Below are 25,368 nucleotides of genomic sequence, written 5' to 3' on the forward strand. Positions count from 1 at the left end.
GGCTCAGCTCCCCCCGATCACCACTCCAAGGAGTTTCGTGTGAAACGGAAAGCCGCCATCGCGGCCCTGTCCCTCGCAGTCATCAGCCTGACCGTCGCGAAAGGCATGGGTGCCACACCCTCAGGCCAGCCGTCGGCGCACAAGGACGGCTACATCGTCGTCATGAAGGACGGCGACAAGGCCCCGGCCACCTTCTCGTCGGGACACTCGCACATCGACATCACCGCGTCGTACGGCGCGGCCATCCACGGATTCTCGGCGAAACTGACTACGGATCAGCTGAACGACCTGCGCAAGGATCCCGCGGTCGCCTACGTGCAGCGTGACGGCGTCGGGCACGCCGACGGCCAGAAGATCCCCACCGGGGTGAGCCGGATCCGCGCCCTGGACAACAAGGCGCTGAAGACCGGTGACGGCAAGGACCAGCGCGTCGACGCGAACATCGCCATCCTCGACACCGGCGTCGCCGACCACTCCGACCTGAACGTCGTCAAGCGCGTCAACTGCAGCCACGTCGACAGGTGTGTCGAGGACGCGGGCAACGACGACGACGGCCACGGCACCAACGTCGCCGGTATCGCCGCCGAACGGGACAACAACGAGGGCTACGTCGGTGTGGCGCCTGGCGCCCGGATCACCTCGATCAAGACCCTCGACGACCAGGGCAGCGGCAGCACCTCCGAACTCGTCGGCGCCCTGGACTGGGTCACCGCCCACGCGAGCACCATCGACGTGGTCAACATCAGCGCCGGCTACTCGGGCGACACCCGGGCCATCACCGACGCCGTCAACCGCGCGATAGCCAAGGGCGTCGTGGTCGTGGTGTCCGCCGGCAACGACCACCAGGACGCCAGGAAGCAGTCGCCGGCGAACATCCCCGACGCCATCACCGTCTCCTCGCTGTCCGACGGTGACGGCAAGCCCGGAGGCCAGGGCGGGTTCGGCTGGTGCAACAAGAACAACAAGAACAAGGACGACACCCTCTCCGACTTCAGCAACTTCGGACCGGGCATCGACATCGCCGCCCCCGGCGACTGCATCCAGGCCACCGGCAGTGACGGCGGCTACTCCAACTACAGCGGTACCTCGCAGGCGGCGCCGCACGTGACCGGCGCAGCGGCACTGATCATCAGCGGTTCGGCCAAGCCGAAGGACCGCGCGGGCGTACTCGCCGTCCGCGACAAGCTGCGTGCGAACGGCCAGGACAACTGGACGGACACCTCCCACGACGGCGTCAAGGAGCCGCTGCTCGACATCCACAACTCCGCCGTGTTCAAGCCCGCCTTCGCCGACGGCGACGCTCCGCCGCAGCCCGGTGAGCCGACCCCGTCCGGCCAACCGACCCCGCCCGGTGGACCGACCCCCTCCGGTGAGCCGACCTCGCCCGGTGACCCGACCGGGTTCGGCCGCATCAGCACCTCGTGCGACTTCAGTTCGACCACGTGCGGATTCGACGCGAGCGCCCTGGGCGGTGCGAACAGCACCTACACCTGGGACTTCGGTGACGGTGCCAAGGCGACCGGAGTGAAGGTGACCCATACCTTCTCGAAGAAGCTCGGAACGTACGCGCCGACCGTGACCTACACCGACCGCAACGGAAAGACCGTCACGGCCGCGGCGACCGTCAACTGCGCCGACTTCTACGGCCCCTTCTGCTACGCCTACTGAGGACAGGCAAGACCGGTCCGGCCGTCCTCCTCCCGGGACGGCCGGACCTTCCTCTTGGTGACCCGATGACCCGCCAGGACCCACGACCCCGTCCTCCCTGACGGGCCGAAGTGCCTGGTGTACGGCCCGTGTTCGCACCTCTTCCTCTTGCTCGCTCGCCGAAGTCGCCCACCTGGGTGACCTTGCGCACGTTCGCGCGCTGTCGCGTCTGCCGTCACCAGGCAAGACGGACGAGTCGATCCGCCATCTCGCTACTTTGCCGATCCTTTGCCTTGACTGGGGTCAGGCCGATGGCCACCATGTGCGGAAGCCCAGTGGCCGCCGTCGGCTTCCTCCCTGCAGGGCGAGTCGCACCGCGGCGCATGTGTCCTCTCCGCGCACTGCCGTGCGGCACATCCCCGGTACGGGTCCGTCAGGGACCTGTCCGCTCCGGAATCAGGTGTTTGGATGTCTGCGACACAACGGCATGCCCTCGTCGATCTGACGGACAGTGAACTGGCGGCGCCACTGCGCGGTGGCGAGGCCGCCGAAGACGAACTCGCCGAGCTCTACGCCCGCCACCACGCAGCGGTCCGCGCGTACGCGCGCTCGCACTGCCGGGACCCGCACACGGCCGACGACATCGCCTCCGAGGCGTTCACCCGGACGATAGAGGCGACCCGGCGGGGCGGCGGCCCCCAAGGGCCTTGGCATCCCTACCTGTTGACCGCGGTGCGGCGCATCGCCCTGGACTGGGCGGTCATAAACCGCCGGGCGCTGCCGAGCGATCAACTGCAGGACGAGGTCGACGACGCCCTCACGGGCGAGGAGCTGGCGCTCAGCCGCGAAGAGGGCGCTCTGGTCGTCCGCAGCTTCCGGCAGTTGCCGGAACGCTGGCAGACCGTCCTGTGGTACACGTCGGTCAACGGCGAACCGCTCGCCAAGGTGGCCGCCCGCATGGGGATCAGCGAGAGCGGCGCGGCGTCGCTCGCCGACCGGGCCCGCGAGGGTCTGCGCGAGGCGTATCTGAGTGTGCACGCCCACGGCGACGGCGGGGGCGAGCAGTGCGGCCGGTTCAGCGGCCTGCTGGCCGCGGCGGTACGACGCCGTCGTCGGCCCGGCCGGGACCTCAAGCGGCACCTGGCCGACTGCGCCCGCTGCCGCAGAGCCCTGCTGGACCTGACCGACATCAACGGCAGGCTGCGGGTCGTGCTGCCGGGCGCGATCCTGTTCGGCGTGGGAGCCCGGCTGGCGGCCGGCGCGGGAGCGGGCGCCACGAAGGGGACCTCGGCCGCGGCGCTCTCCACCCCGGCCTCGTCCTGGCACGCACTGCCGGTGGCCAAGACCGCGATGTCCGTCGGCGCGGCGACGTCACTGGCGGTGGGCGCCTACTTCGTACTGACCCCGTACGAAGTGCCGCAGACCCGGCCGTACGCGTCTCCGCGCGCCTCGGCCCCGGTGACACCGTCCTCGGTTCCCCCGCCCAGCCCGTCCTCTCCTCCGGTGTCCGTCCCGCCGTCCCTACCGGGCCTTGTCGTCGGGCCGCACGCCGTACTGCGGGTCACGACGAGCGGCGACTGCCTGGAGCCCGTTTCGGCGTCCGCGGGCTTCCTGCGCGAAGCCGGCTGCGACGGCGGCGCCCATCAGGACTGGGTGGAGACCCATGTCCTCGGCTCCCAGGTTCTGCTGCACAATTCGGCCACGGGCCTGTGTCTGCGTGACTCCGGGAAGGGCTCGGGGCCCGATGCGCAGGCGCACTGCGACAGCGGTGACCCGCGTCAGGTCTGGGAGGTACGGTTCAGTCTGGAGCTGGAGTCCATGGTGGTCGTCGGGCGCTCGGGGCAGACGTATCGCGCCTGACGGGAGACGGTCGGCGACCCGCCTCCGCGCGATCCCGCATAGGATTGCCCCCTGTCCCCCCACAGGGCGAAGCCGCACTACCCATCGCACTGCCCATCATTCCCGTGGCATCGGTGGAACCGGAGTCGTCCCCGTGACCTGGGCGGTATGGAGCGGGCGGCCGGGCCGCGCGCTACTGGATGAGAAGGGTTCGTCGTTCTCATCCGGAGGGTCATCGTGCAGCACAACATCCGTCCGACCAGCGTGGCGGCATATCTGCGCTGCTATCCCCACGACGTGTGGAAGATGCCCAGCCACCACTGGCTGCTGAACGATCTCGCGGACAGGCGGGGACTGCCCCACCCGGCGGTGTTCTTCGACAACGGCGCGTCGTCGCTGTCTCCGCGCCGCTGCCTGCAGGCCCTTCTGGAGCAGGCGCGGGCCGGCCACTACGACGTCGTGCTGATCCCGGGCCCGTGGGTGTTCAGCCTGGAGGACGCGGAGGCGGATCGCATCATCGCGGTGCTGGGCACGTACGGCTGCCGGGTCATCGAGGCCACCGCGGGGGCGGACGACGGTCAGGGCGCCGAGGGAAGCGGTCAGCCGCCGCGGTCCCACTGCCTGCTGGTGTGAAGCCGGTCCCGCGTCGTGCCGAGCTTCTTCAGGATCTTCGCGACATGGTGTTCGACGGTGCGGCAGGACAGGAACAGGGCATCGGCGATGTCCTGGTTCGAGGCCCCGTCGCCGAGCAGCCGGGCCACCTCGCGTTCGCGGGGGGAGAGCTCGGATCCATAGCCGGTACGGCCGCGCGGCGCGGGCCGTTCCTGTCCCAGGGCACGGATGTGCTGCCGGCACCGGGCGGTGTCGGACGTGGCGCCCAGCCGGTCGTACTCGGCGATGACCTCCGTGAGGCGGGCCGCGGCGTCCGCCGGGCGGCCGCGGGCCAGGGACAGGGCGCCGAGTTCGGCGGCCCGCGCGGCCGGGTAGGGGCGGCCGACGCCGAGCCATTGGGTCCGCGTCCTCGAGAAGAGGTCTGCCGCGGACGCCGGGTCGCCGTCGCGCTCCAGCAGGGCGCGGCACAGGTACTGCTCGGCCACCGCGCCCGGCGCGTCGAGACCCTCGGTCCCGGCGCGATGGGCCTCGGTCAGGTCCTCCGCCGCGGCACGGTCCTTGCGCCGCAACGCCGTCTCCACGGCTGTGGGGACCAGGTCGAGGCAGTAGACCCACTCCTCCTTGTACGGCAGGAGCGGCAGGTAGTCGCTCACGATCCGCCAGGCGGCGTCGGGGTCGTCGCGGGCCAGCTGGAGCCGGGCGGCGCCGGCGGCCGCTCCGAGGGCGTTGACGTTGAGGTGGGCGCTGTCCCGGGCGAGAACCCGGTCGAAGAGTTCCGCCGCCCGGGTCGTGCGGCCCCGGGCGGCGGCCGTGACGCCACGCACCGTTGCCAGCAGGTCGTCGACGGCGAGCGGCTCGTCCAGGTACCCCGCGCAGAACGCCGTGTACCGGGCGTCCCAGTCGCGCCAGTGGCCGGCGAACCACGACAGCAGCAGCTCGTACGAGCGGCAGTTCACCACCAGGCCGTGCGCGTGGTGCTGCCGGGCGAGCGCGAGGGCCTCCGCGGTCCAGGCCGCGGCGCGTTCGTCCTGGCCGGTGCAGATCCCGGTCTCGGCGGCGTTGGCGACGGCGCGCGCGGTGTGCCGGACCACTTCCGGGTCGTCGTCCCGGCGGGGCAGCCCCGCCAGCAGGCCCGGGACCTCGGGGCGCCCCTGACCGGCCAGGACCGTGATCCGGTTGACCTCCACGGAGGCGCGGGCGGCACGGTCCCGGCTGTCGGCGAGGGTGGCCTGCGCGCGGTCCAGCCAGGCACGCTGCTCGGTCGCGGAGAACCGGCTCGTCTCCCACATGGCGAGTACGGACATGGCCCGCGCGGCGAGTTCGGGACGGCGTCCCTCCAGCTCCGTGACCGCCTTCTCGATCTCCGCCTCCCCGGCGGGGTCGGCTGCCTGGTTCAGCAGCATCTTGCCGAGATCCAGCCGGATCTCGCCGCGGGCAGCGGTGGGCAGCCCAGGACCGGCCAGAATCCGCCGCAGGGTGGCGATCGTGTGCGTGTACTCCGTGGCGTCCCACGCGATCCGGGCCAGGCTGAGCGCGGCGCGGGCGTGCATGCCCTCGGGCACGGTCGGCTCGTCGAGGATGTCGCGCAGCAGATTCGCGGCGGTTCCCTCGTCGCCGCAGGCCACGGCACGGTCGGCCGCGGCCTGCGCCTGGTGGAGCCAGGCGGAGGTGTCGCCGAGGGCCCGGGTGTGGTGGGCGATCTGCACCAGCGGCGGGTCGGGCAGTGTCCACAGCGTCTCGAGCACTTTCCGGTGGGTGTGCAGTCGTACGGGCCCGGGGATGCCGTCGTAGACCGCCTGCCGGGCCAGGGCGTGCGCGAAGCCGTAGCAGTCGGTGCCGCGCTCTCGCAGCACGGCGGCTTCCAGCGTCTCCAGCAGCGCCCGGCCGCCCGGCTCCGGTTCCAGTGCGGCGCACTCCGACAGCAGCCCCTGGCTCGCGGGCACCGCGAGGACGGCCGCCGCCTCGACCAGGGCCGTCGCGTCGGGGGAGAGCCGGTTGGTGCGTTCGCTCAGCGCCTCGCGCAGGCTGCGGGGCACTCCGAGCAGGTCGTCTTCGGGTTGGTCGCTGAGAGTGATCAGATCTTCCACGGTGACCAGTGGCAAGCCCGCGCTGCGGTCGAAGAGTGTGCGCACCAGGGCGGGGGTGGCGCCGTCGCCGAGGACGGATCGGGCCATCGCCCGCAGATCCTCCTCACGCAGCGGCCCCAGGGCTATCTCGGCACCGCCGGTGCCGGCCGGGGGGCGGAAGGCGGCCCCCAGCACCGGGGTGTGGGCCGGCACGTCCTCACCGCGATACGTCAGCACCAGTGCCGTGTCCGCGGGCAGATCGCGGGCCAGGAGCAGGACCAGATCGCGGGTGGCCTCGTCGGCCCAGTGCACGTCCTCCACCACCAGCAGCACCGGTGCGATCGACGCCAGCACCGTCCGCACCGCCTGCGCGATCCGGTAGCGCTGGGCCGCGGGATCCGGCGGTTCCGGGGGCTCCGGGGGCAGCCGGTCGGCCAGATCCGGCAGCAGCGGCGCGAGAACGCCCGCCGACGGGCCGATCCCGTCGGCCGCGGCGAGCCACTCTCCCGTGCCCCGCAGCGCGTCGATCACCGGACCGAACGGCAGGGGTTCGCGCAGCGGATGGCAGCCGCCCACGATCACCCGCACACTGTCGGCTTCCAGCACCGCGGACGCCTCGGCGACCAGCCGCGACTTCCCGATGCCCGCCTCTCCCTCGACCAGCACCGCGCAGGGACGCGAGCGCACCGCGCGCAGCAGCGTGCCCAACTCCCGGTCGCGCCCCACGAAAGCCGCCGGCCGTCGCGTCGAGAACTCCTGGTCACGGCTCTGCACAGCTGCCATGCCGCACTCCCGTCCGTCCACCGCGCCCCGCCGCCATCGGCTGCCGCACGACGGCACCGGATCCTCCCAACCTAACTCCCACCCCGCCCTCCGTCCCCCGCAGCGAAGCCCCCGCGGGGGATCGTGGGTCCAGTCGCGACGGTGGGGTCACGGAACGTGACGATAGTCGCGCATGTCGTGCATTTCTGGCGGGCGCAGCCGTACACCGTCATGCGGCGCCCGCGGACGAGCTGCGGCCCCGTGCCGTCTGTCGCGCTAGGGCCTTTTTGCCCACCGACGAGCGCGGATTTCCCCGAGCGCAAGAGGTTGAAATGGCATCCGGCGAGCGGACGGCACCCGCATGGACCGTCTCGATGAAACGGAGCCGGGCCGGAGCGGCTTCGCGTTCCGGCCCGGTGGTATCCGAAGCGGCTACTGAGGCTGTGGTGTCACCTGGCTCAGGTCGGTGGTGAGCGTCTGGCTGACGGCGGCGTATCCGTCTGTTGTGAGGTTGACGTGGTCGCCCGTGTCGAAGTCGAGGGGTGCCGAGCCGGCGCTGAGGTCTTGGAGCGGTGGATCGGTTTGGCTGTTGGGGTCATCGATCGCCACTGAGCCATTGATGTCGATGTAGGTGCACCCTGGGGGGAGGGTGGCCTGCAACGACGTGATCCATTGGTTTACGGTCAACCGGTTGTCCTCCACGCCGGCAGTGCACAAGGGGTGGCCTCCGCACGGTGTGAGAGTGAGGAACACCGCGCGGATCCCCCATGCCTGGAGTTGGTCACGGAGTACCTGGTATCCGTCGGTGACAACCGCGTCGTTGGCACCGGTGAGGATGTCGTCGCCTCCTTCGTAGATGACGACGGTGCTGATCCCCGGGGCGCTGAAGACATCTCTGTCGAGGCGTGTCAGCGCGGCTAGTCCGCCTGGTCCCTTGTCCTGCGTGAGGAAATTGTTGGGAATACCTGCGGCGATGACGCCTGCTGGACTGACGCCTTGGTCGTTCGACTGGAACGCGCTGGCAAGATTGTCGGAAACGCGAGGCGCGGCGGGGGGAACAGTACTCCCGGAGACGTTGTAGAGGCCGTCGCCGAGGACGGCGACCGTCGGCCTGGGACTGGATCCTGTGACGTCGACTGCCGCCAGAACCGCGGCGCCGTAGATGAAAGCCGTCCCTGTTCCGGAGAAGGCGCTGTTGGCGGTGTCCATGGTGTGGTCACCGCTGCCGAGCGCGCTGAAGTATGTCAGTGCGGCAGATCCGTTGGTGTGCATGACGAGGTAGTCGACGGCGTTGACCAGGTGATAGCTGGCCACGATGCCTTTGCCTGCGGTCACGGGGAAGGGAAGGGGGTCGCTGTAGACCTCTCCGCCGATCGGAACGGTGACGGATGTCGCGCCGCCATTGAAGGTCATCCGGACCGGCGTGCCAGCTGCCGTGCCCCACGCGCTTCCTTGGTTGGCAAGCGTGGCGCTGTCGATGGCCAGGGGCACCCGGCCCTGGGAGTTGGACAGCCGTATCCGGACACTGTCACCACCGATACTGGGTGTGACGGTGGTACGGACGGTCTGGTTGCCGAAGCTCCTGCCGGCGAATTGGTAGGGCGTATCCGTGGGGGAACTCCACGAGCCCGTCCAGGACGAGCCGTTCGGGCCGGAGGTCGTGTTCCGTACTGCCATGCCGAAGATGTGCAGCGCAGGGATGTGAGCCTGGGCAGTGTCGCTGAGATCGGGCAGAGTGACGGAGGAGATCGGTACGCCGGCCTTGATGGGGACGGCGATGGCATAGATCTTGTGCGCCGACGTGAGTTGTCCGGTGGGACCGTTGGCGTGCGGAAGAGTCAATACCGACACGCTCGATGGGCCCACGGACCAGTCCGGCACAGGAAGGTAGTAACTCCGAGGGTTTGTCGTGCCGTCGGCGTAGGTAACCGTCCCGCTGGCCTCGCTGCAGTTCTTGTACGTGCTGTCGTCAAGGGTGCAGTTTGTCCCGCTGACGGGAGTGTCGTCAGGGACGTAGGGGCTGCTGTGGTCCTCGGCCTGATGGTCCGAGGCGCTGCCCCCGTACGTCGATGTCGCAAGGAAGACGATCGCGTTCCCGCGTTCGTTGTTCATGGTGATCGTCTGGTTCGCGGCAAGGACGTTGTCGGCGGAACCCGCGCCGAAGTTGGGCAGGACAAAGCTGGCACCGTCGATGGTGACCTTTTGTCCCGGCTGCCACCCCGCCGCCTGCAGGTCCTGCAGAGAGAAGGAGTGGCCGGTTCCGTCCACGTTGCCGACCGACTGCGCCGTGTCCTTCGTCACCGCAATATTGTTGAAGGCTGCGCTGAGACTCGAGTAGGTCTTGCCCACATGCCCGACGGCGGTGAAGTGGTACGGGTGCGCTATTGAGTCATTGCCGGCGGCGTCCACGGCGTAGACCCACAGGGTGTGCCGACCAGGGGCGACGGGCGTCACGGTGAAGCTCGCCTGGCTGTTCGTGGCGGGCACGACCTGCGCGGCCGGTGGATTCGTGGTGGGCGGCTCGGCGTCGAGGCCGAAGACGTACTTGGTCGGCCAAGCCGCGACGGGTGCCAGAGGGTGGGTTGCGTGGAACGTCCCCGGTGTGCCCGCCTCGACACCAGGCCCGCCACCATTGTCCAAGTCGGGGTAGCGGTTGTCCTGCGTGGTCACGATGGGCTCGTCCGGCGCCCTCTGGTCGACAGTGAAGTGGCAGACACCGGCGGTGGCCGATGTGTCCTTACCGTCGGACGCCGTTACCTGCCAGCTGACAACCTCGCCATCCGGGAGGCCGGAGATGAAACTCGCGGGGATGACCGCCGGTGCGGCCGTTCCACTGCCGACGTCCTTGCTTCGCACGACCGTGTGCGTGGGGTTGTTCGTCGACCAGTAGGTGTACGAGGCCTGGATCTCGTCGCTGTCCCCGTCCTTGGTCACCGAGGTGAGAGTCGGGGGAGTGGTGGCGATGGTCTTGCCGAGGATCGGGTAGGGAGTGTTGGCGCCGCAGCCGTAGGAGGTGGCGTTGAGTTTCACGGCGAGGCCGGTGGGCGGGCTGGGCACGTGGTTGTAGGTGATGCTCATCGAAGGGTTGGCGGCGAATCGCTTGAAGTGGTAGCCGTTCGACTCATTCGCGTTGATGAGTACGTAAGCCAGGGACGACCAATGTCCGGCCGCGGCGCGGGCGACCGTTGACGTGGCCGAGTAGCCGCTGGAGACATAGCTGGTGCAGGCGGGAGCGAACGACCGGCTGTCGATCTTCGAACCTGCCGCAGGTTTGTTGTTCCACGAGAACTTCGAGTTGATCGCGGACGTCAGGTACATGTTGATCGTGCTGGTGGTGTCGCACTGGGCGGCGTATGTCTCCATGACGTTGATCGCGGCCGAGACGATATGCGTGCCCCAGATGGTCGACGGGACGCTGAGCTGGAAGTACGAACGCTCGACGCCCACACAGCCGGTGTAGGTGTTGTTCCCGACTCCGGGATCGCCGTACGCAGTGGAGTCATAGTTCGAGGTGGTGGTCGGGCACGCTGCCTGCACTTCGTTCCAGTGCTGGCGGGTGCCGGATTCCGGATGGGGGTTCCAGGTGGGGTCGATGTACAGCGGGTACACCGTGTTCGAGGCCGTCAGCATGCTCTGATCAGGCGACAGGGTCAGTGCGTCCTTGGTCACCTTGGTCTGGACGTCAGCCACGTGCGCGCCTGGCGGCGGTCCTGCGTCCGGGGTCACGGGATCGGCGGCGGCTGCCCTCACTTCCGCCGAAGCGGACCGGTCGGCAGGTGCCTTGACGGAAGCGGGGGCGTTCGGGGCGTGAGCCGAGTCCCACATGATCGGCCTGGGGGCGCTGAAGACCACGCCTCCGCCGGGTCCCACGGCGGTGAGGTTGTCCTGGGAGTCGTCCTTGACCGTGACGCCCGTGCTGTGGAGAGCCAACGTCAGCGTTCTGAGTGCCGGATCGGCCGCAGCACTCGGCGACTTGACGATCAGTACCTCGGAGAAGCCCCCCAGGGTGGTCGCGGTAACCTTCAGGTCGACGCCCGTCAGTACGTCCGGGTAGGTGAGACTCGCGCCTGAAGCAACCGGGGTCGGAAGATCCGTCGGCCATCCGAACGACAGTTGCTGGTCGCCGGTGCCGAGCGATGCCAGCGGCGCGGACGCTCCCCCTCCCGAGAGTTTCAGTGCTCCCGAAGCGGCTGCCGGCCTGTACGTCCCGTCGTCGTTGCGGACGAGGGTGGCATCGACGGGTACCCACCCGCTGCCGTGACGCACCCGGGTGGGCAACAACGAGGAGTCCTGGGTCAGGGCGCCGTCGGGGTTCGCTGTCGTGGTGGAAGTCTCGGTCGTCAGTGCGTCGACCACGACCGGCGTGCCGGACTTCGCTGCCTGCTGCTTGGCGTCGTCCAAGGCCTGTCGCTGTGCTGTCGTCAGGCCGCTGTCGTCGGCGGCCGCCATCGGGGCCAGATCAGTGGGCTTCGGGTCGGACGCGGTGGGGGCCGGCGTCGCGGTGCTGGGCACTCCGCCACCCGGCACAGACGCGTCGGCGGCGGCCGACCCGGCTTGGGCGAGGGTCGCCCCGGAGACGAAGCTGAGCAGCAGTACGCCTACCGCGGCCGTAGTCTTCCACCGCGTGGAATTGTCCGAATTTTGGCAGCGCGCACGTATTCGTCGATGCATTCCCCACCCCTGGTGTCCTGAATCGCAGGCAAAAGCGGCAGTAAAGCTACTGCTCTTCCGGTCGATTGGGCAACAAGCGACGACTTTGCGACACGCAGAAGCGGTGCGGGGAAATATGGAGGCGGGAATTCCGGAATACTGGGGAGTCAGGTAATCCGTCACATACGGCACTGTGCTGCATGTGAGTAATGTGTGGTTCGCTTGCTTCCGTCCTGGGGATTTGACGAATCCATGGGCTGGGCTATGGATCACATTTGCTGGATGTTCACCTTCGGTGTGGATGCAGTGGGTTCCCGGCTGATAACTTTCCGTTGGCTTTACGGTGCCCGTGGGGGGGATTTGTGATGCGCAGTTATTCCGGCATGCCCTTGTCCAGACGATCGGCGACGAGCGTGCATCGACTGTGGGCGTGGGGGCTGCGGGCCGCGCTGGTCGCGCTCGTCGTGCCCTTCGTCACGGCCGGCCCGGCCGCGGCGGCCGATGCCCCGCACTACCATCTCGCCGCGGTGAAGGAACATCCCGTTCCTGTTACGCCGGTCAAGGGACGCCCCGCCAAAGTTCCGGCCATGCCGGCATGGGACCCCGCGAAGGCGCATCACGCCTGGCCGGCAGCAGGCAGTGCGGATGTTCCGGTGGCTCCTACCGCGGCGCGAGCCGCGGCCATGCCGCTGCGGGTCGCGCAGGCACCCACTTCCAAGTCCGCGAAGGCGGCGGCTGGTGCGGCCCCCGTCACTCGTGTGCACGTCAGCGTGTCACCGCACTCGGTCGCCCAACGCCTCCACGTGGACGGAATCCTCTTCCAAGTGGTCCGCGCCGACGGGCACTCGGGGTCCAGCAACGTGCAAGTCGGCCTGGACTACAGCGGTTTCCGTGACGCCTATGGAGCGGACTACGGGTCCCGCCTGCGGCTCGTCACCCTACCGGCGTGCGCGCTGACCACCCCTGACCTTCCGGTGTGCCAGAAGCAGACGCCCCTCCAGTCGAGCAACAACAGCGATACGCAGACAGTCTCGGCCGTCATCCCGCTGAGCACGGTCACAGCGCGAGACGCCCCGCTCCTGGCCGCCACGGCCGACGTCGCCGGCGGCGGCGGAAGCTTCGGCGCGACCTCGCTCTCTCCTTCGGGGCAGTGGTCCGGTGGCGGATCCACGGGCGCCTTCTCGTGGTCGTACCCGATCCCGATCCCTGACGTCCCGGGCGGGCTCCAGCCCTCGGTCGGCCTCTCCTACAACTCCCAGAGTGTCGACGGGCGTACCTCCACCACCTCGCCGCAGGCCTCCTGGATAGGCGACGGCTGGGACTACTCGCCCGGCTTCATCGAGAGCTCTTACGCGCGCTGCGCGGACGACGACAACGGCAAGGGCCCCCAGACGTCGGACCAGTGCTGGTCCGACGACACCGACCAGTTCACGCTTTCCCTCAACGGCTCCTCCAACACGCTGGTGCACGACACCGCCACCGGCGCCTGGCACCCGCAGGGCGACTCGGGCGAGATCGTGAAGGTCGCCACCGACACCGTCAACCCCGACACCGAACACCGCTACTTCACCGTCACCACCCGCGACGGCACGACGTACTACTTCGGCCGCAACCAGCTGCCCGGGTGGTCCGACCACGGCACGGCAGCCGATGACCCGGTGACGAACTCCGTGTGGACGACGCGGGTCTACGGCAACGACTCCGGCGAGTACTGCCACGCCTCGACCTTCGCCGCCTCCTCCTGCGCGCAGGCCTATCGGTGGAACCTCGACTACGTCGTCGACGGCCACAACAACGCGATCAGCTACTGGTACTCGCCGGAGACGGGGTACTACGGCCCGAACAACACCACCACCCCCGCTCCGTACACGCGCGGCGGCTACCTCACCAAGATCCAGTACGGTCAGCGGGCCGGCAAGGTGTACGACACCGCGGGAACCCCGGCCGCCGCGCAGGTGTATTTCGACACCTCCGAGCGCTGTCTGGCCGACAGCACCTTCGACTGCGCTTCGTCCAAGCTCAACGCCACGAACGCCGCGCACTGGCCCGACGTGCCGGTGGACCAGACGTGCGCCTCCAGCGGCACCTGCAACAACCACGGCCCCGCGTACTTCACCACGAAGTGGCTCACCGGAATCCGTACCCAAGTCCTGGTGGCCGGCGCGTACAAGAACGTGGACTCCTGGGCACTCGCCCACACCTTCCCACCGCCCACGGACGCGAAGGACACCACGACTCCGACCGCCTGGCTGTCCTCGATCACCCGCACCGGACTCGACGGCGGCAGCGCCGCACTCAAGCCGGTCACGTTCGACGGCCAGTCGATGATCGGCCGCGTCGACGGCCTTGACGGCTACCAGCCGCTGTCACGCTACCGGCTGACATCCGTCACGACCGAGACCGGCGAGCTGATCAGCGTCAACTACTACTCGGCGCAGTGCCATCGGGCCGGCACCCCCGTCATGCCGTCCGCCCCGGACACCAACAAGTACAACTGCTACCCCGAGTACTGGACTCCGCCAGGCAAGACCGCAGCCATCCTCGACTGGTTCAACAAGTACCTCGTCCACTCGGTCACCGAACAGGACATCACCGGCGGCGGCCTGCCGGTGGAGACGGACTACAAGTACCTCGGGGACCCGGGCTGGCACTTCGACGACGACCCGGGAACGCTCGCCAAGTACCGCACCTGGAACGAGTGGCGGGGTTACGCCAAGGTCGAGACGCGCAGTGGCTCTGATGGCGGGATCGTCACCCTGTCGAGCAGCGCCTACTTCCGCGGCATGGACGGCGACAAGACGTCGACCGGAACACGCAAGGCGACGCTCACGGACTACGCCGGAGACGACACCGTCACCGACAAGGACGAGTTCGCCGGGCAGGTCTTCGAGGCCCAGAACTACAACGGCGACGGAGGAGCGCTCCTCAGTGATGCCGTGATCGACCCTTGGGAGAGCGCACCCACCGCCACCCAGTCACGCGTGAACGCGGGCCTCGATCCGCTCGTGGCCCATCAGACCGGTACCCAGCGCGAACGCACCACCACGTTCAAGGCCGACGGCAAGCCCCGGACCGACGAGACCGACTACACGTTCGACACGGCGAGCGGCCTCCCGATCAAGGTCAACGACGTGGGCGACACGTCCACCACGGCCGACGACCGGTGTGAGCAGACGTGGTACGCCAAGGACGGCTCCGGGGCCACCATCGCGCTCCCGCGCCGCGTGCAGACCGTCGCCGTCGCCTGCACCGGGACGCCGCACTACCCGGATGACCTGATCAGCGACGACGAGGCCTTCTTCGACGGCTCCACCGACAACACCGCCGCCGTCACCGGCACGGGTGACGTGACGATGGTCAAGAAGGCCGACTCGGTCGCCGCCGACGGCACCCCGCACTACGTGACGGCCATCACCAACACCGTCCCGTCCACGGGTGTCGCCGACTACGACATCTACGGGCGGGCCCTCAGCCAGACCGATGCCCTCGGCCGCCGCACCATCACCACCTACACTCCGGCCACCGGCGCTGCGCCGACGAAGATCAAGACGACGCAGCCGCAAGTCACCGGGCAGCTCCAGGGGTTCAGTTCGACGACGACCTATGACCCGGCCCGCGCCCTGCCGCTGTCCACCACCGACGCGGCCGGCTACACCACATCCAGTACCTACGACCCGCTCGGCCGGGTCACGGCATCGTGGGACGCCGGATTCTCGCAGTCGCTGGGTGCCGACCCCAACGTCACCTACTCCTACAACCTCTCGAACGCGACACCCTCAACCGTGACGACGAAGACCCTCGTCGACAACGGCAGCGCCACGACGTACCGCACGTCGGTGAGCATCTACGACGCGCTTTTGCGCCAGCGCGAGACGCAGACGGCGACGGTCGACGGCGGCCGGGTCATCACGGACACCGCCTACGACGATCACGGATGGAACGTCAAGGTCAACGGCCCTTACTACACCGGCGGGGCGCCCGACGGGACGCTCGTCTACGCTCCCGACGACCAGGTCGCCACGGAGAGCGGCACCTTCTACGACGGCGCGGGCCGGGTCACCGCTTCCGTGGCCTACAGCCTGGCGTCCGAGAAGTGGCGCACCACATACGCCTATCCCGGCTCCGACCGCACCGATGTCACCCCGCCGCTCGGCAGCACGCCGACCTCGACGATCACCGACGGCCGCGGCCGGACCGTCCAGCTGCTCCAGTACCACGGCACGACGCCCAGCGGTGCGGCGGACACCGTCTCCTACACCTACGACAAGGCGGGCCACCAGACGGGCCAGGTCGACGCGGACGGCAACACATGGTCCTCGACATACGACCTGCTCGGGCGGAAGGTCTCCCAGACGGATCCCGACACCGGCAGGAGCACCTACGCGTACGACCTCGCCGGTCAGGAACTCAGTTCCACCGATGCCCGGAACAAGACCGTCAGCACGACGTACGACGAGATCGGCCGGCCGACCGCCGCATACGACACGAGCGGCAACGCCACTCCGTCGACGGCGAATCGGCTGTCCTCCTGGACTTACGACACCCTGAAGAAGGGCCTGCCCACCTCGTCGACCAGCTATGACGACGGGCTCGCCTACACCAGCAAGATCCTCGGCTACGACAGCCACGGGTGGACGCAGTCCACCGAGACGATCATCCCGTCCGGGGACGGCAACCCGGCAGGAACGTACGCGACGGACCGCACCTATACGCCGACGGGCAACCTGCACAGCTACACCGAAGGGGCGGTCGGCTCGCTGCCACAGGAGACCGTCAGCTACAGCTACGACGCCTTCGGCCATCCCACCTCCGCCGGCGGCGACGTCGACAGCTGGGACTACGTCGACAAGCTGACCTGGACTCACTACGACGAACCGGAGCAGTTCACCTTCGGGCCCTCGGGCAACTTCACGCAGACCGGTTACACCTACGACGCCCAGACCCGGCGCCTCACCGAGCAGCAGACGGTGGCCGGTTCGGGACGCGTTCTGGCCGACACGACCAACTACCAGTACCAGCCGGCCGGAACGATCACGAAGATCACCGACAAGCTGGAGACCGGCCAGACCGACACCCAGTGCTTCACCCATGACTGGGACCAGCGTCTGACCCAGGCATGGACGGCGACCGACGCGTGCCAGGCAACCCCGGCGTCCGGTTCGGCCGCGACCGTCGGCGGGCCCGCCCCGTACTGGCAGTCGTGGACGTATGACACGACCGGTGACCGGAAGACGCAGACCAACCACAACCTGACCGGTGACGCGGCGCAGGACAGCGTCTCGACGTACACCGACGGCAAGCAGGCAGGCGACACTCTCCACGCGCACACCCTCGCCTCGGTCAGCACGCACACGCCGGGGGCGCCGCAAGTCGACACCAACACCGCCTACACCTACGACGCGGCGGGCAACGTCCACACCCGGACCACCGCAGCGGGCACCGACACCTTCACCTTCAACACGCAGGGCAAGCTGGCTCAGCTCGACCAGACCGGCCAGGCCGCCCCGACGAAGTACGTCTATGACGCCGACGGCAACCTGCTGGTACGACGGGACGCCGGCGGAAGCGAGGCGTTCCTCGGCGACGAGGAGGTCACGCTCAAGGCCGGTGACAGCACGCCTTCCGCGGTCCGGTACATCTCCGTCGCCGGCATCACCGTCGCCGTGCACTCCGCCGCCGGCGTCTCCTACCTGGTGGCCGACCGGCAGGGCACCGGCCAGCTCCAGATCGACGCGACGACCCAGAGCATCACCCGGCGCCAGTACCTGCCCTTCGGCGAGACCCGTACCGCCACCTCGGGGTGGGTCGGAGACCGCGGATTCGTCGGGGGCGAGCAGGACGACAACACCGGTCTGACCAACCTCGGCGCTCGCGAGTACGACACGTCGACCGGCCGGTTCCTCACGCCCGACCCACTTCTCGTACCGGGCGAGCCGGAGTCGTGGAACGCCTACGCCTATGCCGACAACAGCCCCGTCACGCTGTCGGATCCAGCGGGCACACGCACCGAGGAATGCAGCACGGGTGAGGTCGTCTGTACGGGCAACAACGTGCACAAGGGCGACAAGGCCGCCAAGAAGGCAGAGAAGGACTCCGACGGTTGCAATGTCAGCAGTTGCAGCAGCTGGAGCAAACCGGCGCCTTCCCAGGCCACGATCCAGGCCGAGGACGATGCTCTCGGCGCCGAGCAGGCAGCGGCTACGGCCGCGGCCACCGCGGCGGCGGCGAAGGAGCAGAAGGAAGGACTGGTCGGCCGGATCGTCAGCCTGGTGGGCGACCTGATCGGTGTCAACGACGCGATCTCCTGCGTCACCGAGGGCAACGTGATGGGCTGCATCAATACCGCCCTCACCGCTGTCCCCTGGACGAAGCTCTTCAAAGCCGCGAAGGTCGGTCTGAAGGCACTCAAAATCTGGCGGGCCGTCGAAAGAGCCGAGACCGCGATCAAGGACGCGGAGGACGTGGCCAAGGTCGCCGAGGACCTCGCCGACGTCAAACGCGCGGCCGCGGCGGAATCGGCTGCCGCTGACGAAGCGGCGGCGGCCGAGAAGACCGCCGCCGGCGACGCCTGCCCCACTCCGGTGCACAGCTTTGTGCGTGACACCCCGGTGCGCCTCGCCACCGGCAAGAGCGAACCGATCGCCCAAATCAGAGCGGGCGACACGGTCCTCGCGACCAACCCGCAGACCGGGCTGACCAAGCCCGAAAGGGTCCAGAAGGTCATCGTCACCCACACCGACGAGGACTTCACCGATCTGTCCATCGCCGCGTCCCCGGCCAACCCGAACGCACCCCCTGCGGCGGCCCACACCCTCACCACCACCTGGCACCACCCCTTCTGGGATGCCACCCGCCACCAGTGGACCGACGCCCACGACCTCACCCCCGGCACCACCCTCCGCCAGCCCGACGGCACCACCGCGACCGTCGTCGCCGTCCGCAACTACCACCACCACGCGACCACGTACGACCTCACGGTCGCGGACGTCCACTCGTACTATGTGCTGGCGGGCGAGACGCCGGTCCTGGTGCACAACTGCGGTGGTTCCATCCCCCGCCATAGGTCGGTATGCGACTGCGCTAACGGAGGCAAGCCGCAAATGTTGCGCGGTCCCAAGCCAGCTGGTACGGGGCCGCACAACCTGAAGATAGCCGAAACCGCCGACGAGGTAACGGATGGCCAGGTGATTGCGGGAGGAGCCAGATTGCCTGAACGTGAGTTTGCCACGCCAGGTGGGTTCAAGGGTTCTCGTCGGCCAGATATCCTGGTGGAACGGCCGGACGGCACCCAGTACGGCATTAATATCGGAAAACAGACTATGCGGTCCGGAGCCCCGATCAAGCGAGAAGCGGAAGCGCTGCAAGACCTCGAAGGGATCGGAATGGAGATGCATTTCGTTGCTTACAACTAGCGAGTCTCGATGAAAGTAGCACTTCAGTTCCATGGCAGTCGTCGCGAAATCTACGCCATGGCTTGGGAGTGGTCCCGAGAGTTGGGAATTCTCCTGACTGAGGAGCGCTTCGCGCCCACCTATCAGGTGAAACTGGTAGGTGGGGTGCATGGATCAGGGACCCCACCGGAATGTGAAGACAACGTTCGCCGCATTTCCTTGACTCCATCTCCAGCCGATCTGAACGCCGCTTCAGCGCTCGATTATTTGAAAAGGAATCCGGACTCTCTATTCATTACCATTGGCGGGCAGTCGGACGCTATCTTGCGAGAGTCTGTTCTTTCGGCCATGACTGACGAAGTGACTCTGGCGGCAGTCTGGAAGAAGCTTCGCGAGCGCGCCAGAAAAACCATGCTCAAAGGAGCTTGGGTGGAGAACACTATGTCGGGCGCCCGGTCGCGGGCCGCGAATCATTACTACACGACAGAAGCCAAGTGTCTTGCGGACGCTGGCGTCACGCTGATGGGCGGGACGGACTGGATCAAATACCAGCTTGACTAGCGCTGTTCCTGCGTGGCTTCCAGTCAGCCAATTTGTTATCAGAACGTCCACATCAGCTCCGTCGGACTTTGGTTCGGTGGGGCTTCTGGCGGATTGACGGCAGCACCTGGCGGCAACGTCAACGGATGGGAGGTGCGCAAGTGTTTCGCGGTGTCGGGCCGGTTGTCGGACCCGGCAGGGTTCTGGAGCGTGCGGCCGAGGAGGTTGATGGTGGCGCGCTGGAGTCGGAGCCGGACGCGGGCGTAGACGGAGGCGGTTGCACGGACACGAGCGTGGCCGAGGAGCTTCTGGATCACGACGAGTTCGACACCTGCCCCAGGAGGAGCGTCGTGGTGGAGCTCCGTAGTCCGTGGAAGCGGATGCGTTGGAGCCCGGAAAGACGGGGCTGTTGTCCTTCCACCTGGTCGCGGCCGCGTCACGGATGCACTCCAGGTCGCCGAGTCGTGGGTCGACTGCATCCCAACCCTGACCGAGAACCCGACTCCTGACGGCATTATGAGGATCGAAGTTCTGATTTTCGCGCAATGGTGTGAATGCGACCTGTTGAAATCGCGGGCCTCCGGACGGCGGTTTGGCGCGCCAGGTAACGATCCAGGCCGAGGGTGATGTTCTCGGCGCCGAGCAGGCAGCGGCTGCGGCCAGCGCGGCGGCGGCGAAGGAGGAGAAGGAAGGACTGGTCGGCCGGATCGTCAGCCTGGTGGGCGACCTGATCGGTGTCAACGACGCGATCTCCTGCGTCACCGAGGGCGACGTGATGGGCTGCATCAACACCGGCCTTACCGCTGTCCCTCTGGTCGGAGCTCTCCAAAAGCCGCGAAAGTCGTTCTGAAGGCATGCAAGATCTGGCGTGCCGTCGAACGGGCCGAGGCCGCGTGGCCAAAGTCTTGGGGGGGGCGACTTGGGTCCGCTGCGTCTGTGTTCGATGTCGCTATGCGAGGCATGTTGAAGAGAGCGTTTTGTGAAGGATGGGATGAGGCGACCTGGGGACCGACGGGGGGTCACGCACTGTTCGAAATGATGGACATGGTCGCTTAACCACATGTTATGTGTGTGGAGTTAGTCCCGTTTTGGCAGGGAAGTCCCCTTGGTCTTCGCTCCTAGAGGCCAGGTGGCCGCAGGTTCGCATCTGTCGTCCCGACCAGTGTTTTCGCGGGTCGGAGGGCCGTTTCGGCAGAGATGCGGGGGCGGCCTTCTCGGTTTTTGCGGGGCGGGGGTGCCTACTGGTCGCGTCGTGCGGAACTCGGGGCGGCGGGGGGTGAGTTCCCGGTGGGCCGCCTTCGGTGTCGTTCGGGGGGCGGCGATCTGCGGGAGCGGTGGTCCGTCCCGCCCGAGTCGCGCCAGCGTGGCTTTGGCTGCGAGGTCGGCTACCGACAGTCCCGCAGCCCGCGGACGCGCTCCGCGGAACCCCAGGTCCCACACCCGTACCGCACGTAAGTGTGCGCATGTTTTTGCAGAGTTGCGTCTGTATTCAACGAAAATGGATCCAGATATTGCATGGGTGTGTCCAGGAGGCTACGGTCCCCCTGCACTGTTCAGGCCCCACCCTCATCCCCCCACCGCCCCCCACCACGGAACCTTCGGTCACTCGCCCGCTCCGGTAGCCGGTGAGGCGGTCCGCCGTGTCCGGGCGTGCCTCACCCCTCACCTCAGAGAGGAGCAAGTCGTGTTCGCCAGACTCAGAAAGCTCAGGCGTGCGGTCGCCGCGGGAGGTGGCACCGTGCTGCTGACCGCGGGTGTGGTCGCCCTCGCGGCGCCGCAGGCCATGGCCGCGGCCACCGGCGGAAGCGGTGCGAGCCTGCCGTACGTGGAGGTGCAGGCGGAGAACTCCAGCACCAACGGATCGGTCATCGGCCCGAGTTGGGCGGCGGGTCAGCTCGCCGACGAGGCGGCGTACCGTAAGGCGGTCACGCTCTCCGGCAGCGGCAAGTACGTCACCTTCACCACACCGGTGGCGACCAACTCGATCGACTTCCGCTACAGCATCCCGGACACCGGCGGCGGCTCCGTATACACCGCGCCGCTGTCGTTCTCCGTCAACGGCGCCGCGCAGCCCGACTTCACGCTGACCAATGCCTACAGCTGGTACTACGGCAGCTACCCGTTCACCAACTCGCCGGGCAGCAACCCGCACCACTTCTACGACGAGGCGCACCGGCTGCTGTCGCAGACGTATCCGGCGGGCACCACCTTCACCCTGCAGGTGCCCTCCGGCGGTACGGCGACCACGATCGACTTCGCGGACTTCGAGAACGTCGGCCCGGCGCTCGGCCAGCCCTCGGGCTCGGTGTCGGTGACCAGCAAGGGCGCCGACGCCACCGGTGCGGCCGACTCCACCGCGGCGTTCAACGCCGCGATCGCCGCCGCCGGTTCGGGCGGCACGGTGTGGATCCCGGCGGGCACCTTCAAGGTCCCCGGCCACATCGCGGTCAACAACGTGACGGTCGCCGGAGCCGGCATGTGGTACTCGACGGTGACCGGCGCCGCTCCGGGTTTCTACGGAAACTCCGCGCCGTCCGCCAGCACCGGCGTACACCTGCAGAACTTCGCGATCTTCGGTGACGTCCAGGAGCGCAACGACAGCGCCCAGGTCAACGGCGTCGGCGGCGCGATGTCCAACTCCACCGTCTCCAACCTGTGGATCGACCATCTGAAGGTCGGCGCGTGGATGGACGGCCCGATGGACGGGCTGACGTTCAGCGGGATGCGCATCCGCGACACCACCGCGGACGGCATCAACTTCCACGGCGGGGTCACCAACTCCAAGGTGACCAACAGCGACATCCGCAACACCGGTGACGACGGCGTGGCCACCTGGGCCGACTCCGGTCTGGGCGCGGACGCCAACGACACCATCTCCGACAACACGGTGAGCCTGCAGATCCTCGCCAACGGCATCGCGATCTACGGCGGCCACGACAACACCGTCAGCGGCAACCTGGTCACCGACACCGGCCTGGCCCAGGGCGGCGGCATCCACGTCGGCCAGCGGTTCTCCTCCACGCCGGTCGGCACCACCACCATTTCCAACAACACGCTGATCCGCGACGGCAGCCTCGACCCGAACTGGCAGTTCGGCGTCGGCGCGCTGTGGTTCGACGGCAGCCAGGGCTCCATCACCGGCCCGATCAACGTCAGCAACGCGCTGATCGAGCAGAGCCCGTACGAGGCGGTCCAGTGGGTCGAGGGCACCGTCAGCGGTGTCAACCTCAGCAATGTGACGATCGCCGGCACCGGCACCTTCGCGCTGCAGGAACAGACCGGCGGCGCCGCCAAGTTCACCAACGTCACCGCCACCGGAGTCGGCGCCTCCTCGCCCGTCTACAGCTGCGAGGGCGGCAACTTCGTGGTCACCGACGGCGGCGGCAACTCCGGTATCAGCGGCACCCCGCTGTGCGGCGGCTTCCCCGCCCCGGTCTTCCCGCCGTACCCGGCCGAGGGCGTCACGGCCAACCCGAGCGCCCTGAACTTCGGTTCGGTGGCGACCGGTGCGACCAGCGCCGCGCAGACCGTGACGGTCAGCAACCCGACCGGTGCGGCCGCCGCGGTGTCCTCGATCGCGGCCACCGGTGACTTCGCGCAGACCAGCACCTGCGGCTCGTCCATCCCGGCGAACGGCTCGTGCGCGATCAGCGTCACCTTCAAGCCCACCGCGACCGGCTCCCGCACCGGCACCCTGACCGTCAACGCGGGCGGCACCACCAGCACCGTCGCGCTGTCCGGCACCGGCACCGCGCCCGGCCCGGTCGTCAACGCCAACCCGGCGTCGCTGTCCTTCGCCGGTACGGTCGTCGGCGCCACCGCCGCCGCGCAGACGGTGACCCTGACGAACTCCGGCACCTCCTCCGCCACGGTCTCCGCCGTGTCGGCCACCGGCGACTTCAGCCAGACCAACAACTGCTCCACCGTCGCCGTCGGCGCGTCCTGCGCGGTCACCGTCTCGTTCAAGCCGACCACCGGCGGCGCTCGCACGGGCACGCTGACGGTCACCAGCAACGCCAACAACAGCCCGACCACGGTGGCGCTGTCCGGTACCGGCATCGACAGCTCCACGAACATCGCCGCGGGCAAGACCGCGTCGGCCAGCTCCAGCAACGGCACCTACACCCCGGCGAACCTGACCGACCCGGACGCCTCCACCTACTGGGAGAGCGCCAACGGCGCCTTCCCGCAGTGGGCGCAGGTCGACCTCGGCCAGAGCTACGGCGTCGGCAAGGTCGTACTGAAGCTGCCGCCGTCCACCGCGTGGGCGACCCGCCAGGAGACGCTGTCGGTGCAGGGGTCGGCCGACGGTTCGTCCTTCTCCACCCTGGCCGCCTCGGCGGCGTACACCTTCGACCCGAACGCGAACAACAACACGGTGACCATCACCTTCCCGTCCGCCTCCGCGCGGTACGTACGGGTGAACGTCACCGCCAACTCCGGCTGGAACGCGGCGCAGTTCTCGGACTTCGAGGTCTTCCCCAGCGGCAGCGGCGGCGGCACGTCCGCGACGCTGACCGCGGCCCCGGCGTCCCTGTCCTTCGCCTCGCAGGCGCCCGGCACCACCAGCGCCGCGCAGACCGTCACCGTCAGCAACACCGGTACGGCCGCCGCGGCGGTCTCCGGGGTCAGCGCGACCGGTGACTTCGCGCAGACCAACACCTGCGGGTCGTCGATCGCCGCGGGCGGCAGCTGCACGGTCAGCGTCACGTTCAAGCCGACCGCCTCCGGTACCCGTACCGGCACCCTGACGGTCGCGAGCAACGCGTCCAACAACCCGCTGACCGTGGCCCTCACCGGCACCGGCAGCGGTACGGTCAGCATCAACCTGGCCGCGGGCAAGCCCACCGCCGAGTCCAGCCACAACGACGTGTACCCGTCGTCGCACGTCACCGACGGGGACCGCAACACCTACTGGGAGAGCGCCAACAACGCCTTCCCGCAGTGGGTGCAGGTCGACCTCGGGTCGGCGCAGAGCGCGTCCAAGGTGGTGCTGCAGCTTCCCGCGTCCTGGGGCGCGCGCAGCCAGACGCTGACCCTGTCGGGCAGCACGGACGGGTCGAGCTTCACGACGCTGAAGGCCTCGGCGTCCTACACCTTCGACCCGAACACCAACGGCGACAGCGTGACCATCACCTTCCCGGCCACCTCCGACCGCTACTTCCGCGCGACGTTCACGGCCAACACCGGCTGGCCGGCCGGCCAGCTCTCCGAGTTCCAGGTGTGGAACTCCTGATCACCCCGACGGGACCCGGTGCCGCCGGGAGGCCCAGCGCCTCCCGGCGGCACCGCCGTGCAGGGCCCCACGGGCAGGTGCGCCCAGTGGGTGGCACCGCTCTGATGCGTACGGGCGCCGTGTGCGTGGGCGAGGAAGCCGATGATGCCGGTCCCGCGGCCGTGTTCGCCGGTTCCGCGACTGGCCGTCCACGCGCCCTCCTCGGCCGCTCGGCCGCCGTCGTCGACCTCGATGTGCAGGGAGCCGTCGGCGGGGAGGTCCAGATGCAGGGCGACGGGCGGCCGCGCGTGCTCCACGGCGTTGGTGACCAGTTCGGAGACGACGAGCAGTACACGTTCGGTGATGTCGTCGTCGATGCCCCAGGCGTCCAGCGCGCACCGCGCGATACGGCGGGCGGTCCGGGCGGACTCGGGGCGGTGAGGCAGCGCCCACACGCCCGACAGGTCGGCTGTCGCGGTACGGCCGGCGGTGGCGTACACGGCGATCACCTCCGAAAGGGAACTCAGCTCTGATCCGGACAAACCCTTGCGTTCTCAGTTCTACGAGAAAGGGAGATCCCCGACATCGGGGACACCCCCCAACCCGTACCCCAACCTTCCGCCGCCGGAATCCGCCGGAATCCGTC

The 25,368-nt window shown here is 68.5% G+C and carries 11 protein-coding genes; 7 read left to right on the plus strand and 4 right to left on the minus strand.

Going from position 1 to position 25,368, the window contains the following annotated elements; translation table 11 throughout:
* Positions 1-39 precede the first annotated feature (39 nt).
* The 3 genes from AB0M29_RS13655 to AB0M29_RS13665 all read left to right on the plus strand — a co-directional run bounded on the left by AB0M29_RS13655 (position 40) and on the right by AB0M29_RS13665 (position 4,119).
* On the plus strand, positions 40-1,668 hold the full coding sequence (locus AB0M29_RS13655) for a S8 family serine peptidase (RefSeq protein WP_365382418.1): 1,629 nt from the start codon (positions 40-42) through the stop codon (positions 1,666-1,668).
* A 447-nt stretch (positions 1,669-2,115) separates the two neighbouring features.
* A complete protein-coding gene (locus AB0M29_RS13660) occupies positions 2,116-3,507 on the plus strand; it encodes a sigma-70 family RNA polymerase sigma factor (RefSeq protein ID WP_365382419.1) in 1,392 nt (463 codons plus the stop codon).
* 216 nt (positions 3,508-3,723) lie between these two features.
* Positions 3,724-4,119 carry a hypothetical protein gene (locus AB0M29_RS13665; RefSeq protein ID WP_365382420.1) on the plus strand — a complete coding sequence of 132 codons (396 nt, stop codon included), beginning with the start codon at positions 3,724-3,726 and terminating at the stop codon, positions 4,117-4,119.
* Here AB0M29_RS13665 and AB0M29_RS13670 read toward each other — a convergent pair.
* Positions 4,086-6,947 carry an AAA family ATPase gene (locus AB0M29_RS13670; protein ID WP_365382421.1) on the minus strand — a complete coding sequence of 954 codons (2,862 nt, stop codon included), beginning with the start codon at positions 6,945-6,947 and terminating at the stop codon, positions 4,086-4,088. The genes AB0M29_RS13665 and AB0M29_RS13670 overlap by 34 nt on opposite strands.
* 411 nt (positions 6,948-7,358) lie before the next feature.
* Complete coding sequence (locus AB0M29_RS13675) at positions 7,359-11,438, minus strand: hypothetical protein (protein ID WP_365382422.1); 4,080 nt, start codon at positions 11,436-11,438, stop codon at positions 7,359-7,361.
* Positions 11,439-11,989: 551 nt separating this feature from the next.
* On the opposite strand from AB0M29_RS13675, the gene AB0M29_RS13680 reads away from it, so the two are divergent.
* The gene (locus AB0M29_RS13680; protein ID WP_365382423.1) at positions 11,990-18,988 is read left to right on the plus strand and encodes an RHS repeat-associated core domain-containing protein; all 6,999 of its coding nucleotides are present in this window, start codon (positions 11,990-11,992) and stop codon (positions 18,986-18,988) included.
* 9 nt (positions 18,989-18,997) lie between these two features.
* Positions 18,998-19,528, plus strand: a complete 531-nt coding sequence (locus AB0M29_RS13685) for a hypothetical protein (RefSeq protein WP_365382424.1) — start codon at positions 18,998-19,000, stop codon at positions 19,526-19,528.
* A gap of 38 nt (positions 19,529-19,566) precedes the next feature.
* On the opposite strand, the gene AB0M29_RS13690 is transcribed toward AB0M29_RS13685, so the two are convergent.
* Positions 19,567-19,824, minus strand: coding sequence for a hypothetical protein (locus AB0M29_RS13690; RefSeq protein ID WP_365382425.1), 258 nt, complete (start codon positions 19,822-19,824; stop codon positions 19,567-19,569).
* A gap of 275 nt (positions 19,825-20,099) precedes the next feature.
* Between AB0M29_RS13690 and AB0M29_RS13695 the strand changes: the two genes are divergently transcribed.
* Both AB0M29_RS13695 and AB0M29_RS13700 read left to right on the plus strand, forming a co-directional pair.
* A complete protein-coding gene (locus AB0M29_RS13695; protein ID WP_365382426.1) occupies positions 20,100-20,357 on the plus strand; it encodes a hypothetical protein in 258 nt (85 codons plus the stop codon).
* 834 nt (positions 20,358-21,191) lie between these two features.
* Positions 21,192-24,743 carry a choice-of-anchor D domain-containing protein gene (locus AB0M29_RS13700; RefSeq protein WP_365382427.1) on the plus strand — a complete coding sequence of 1,184 codons (3,552 nt, stop codon included), beginning with the start codon at positions 21,192-21,194 and terminating at the stop codon, positions 24,741-24,743.
* On the opposite strand, the gene AB0M29_RS13705 is transcribed toward AB0M29_RS13700, so the two are convergent.
* Entirely contained in the window at positions 24,665-25,222 is a 558-nt protein-coding gene (locus AB0M29_RS13705; protein ID WP_365382428.1) for an ATP-binding protein, read from the minus strand. The two genes, AB0M29_RS13700 and AB0M29_RS13705, sit on opposite strands and share 79 nt — an antisense overlap.
* Positions 25,223-25,368 lie beyond the last annotated feature (146 nt).

Source organism: Streptomyces sp. NPDC051976 (genome assembly GCF_040680795.1).
Lineage (GTDB): Bacteria > Actinomycetota > Actinomycetes > Streptomycetales > Streptomycetaceae > Actinacidiphila.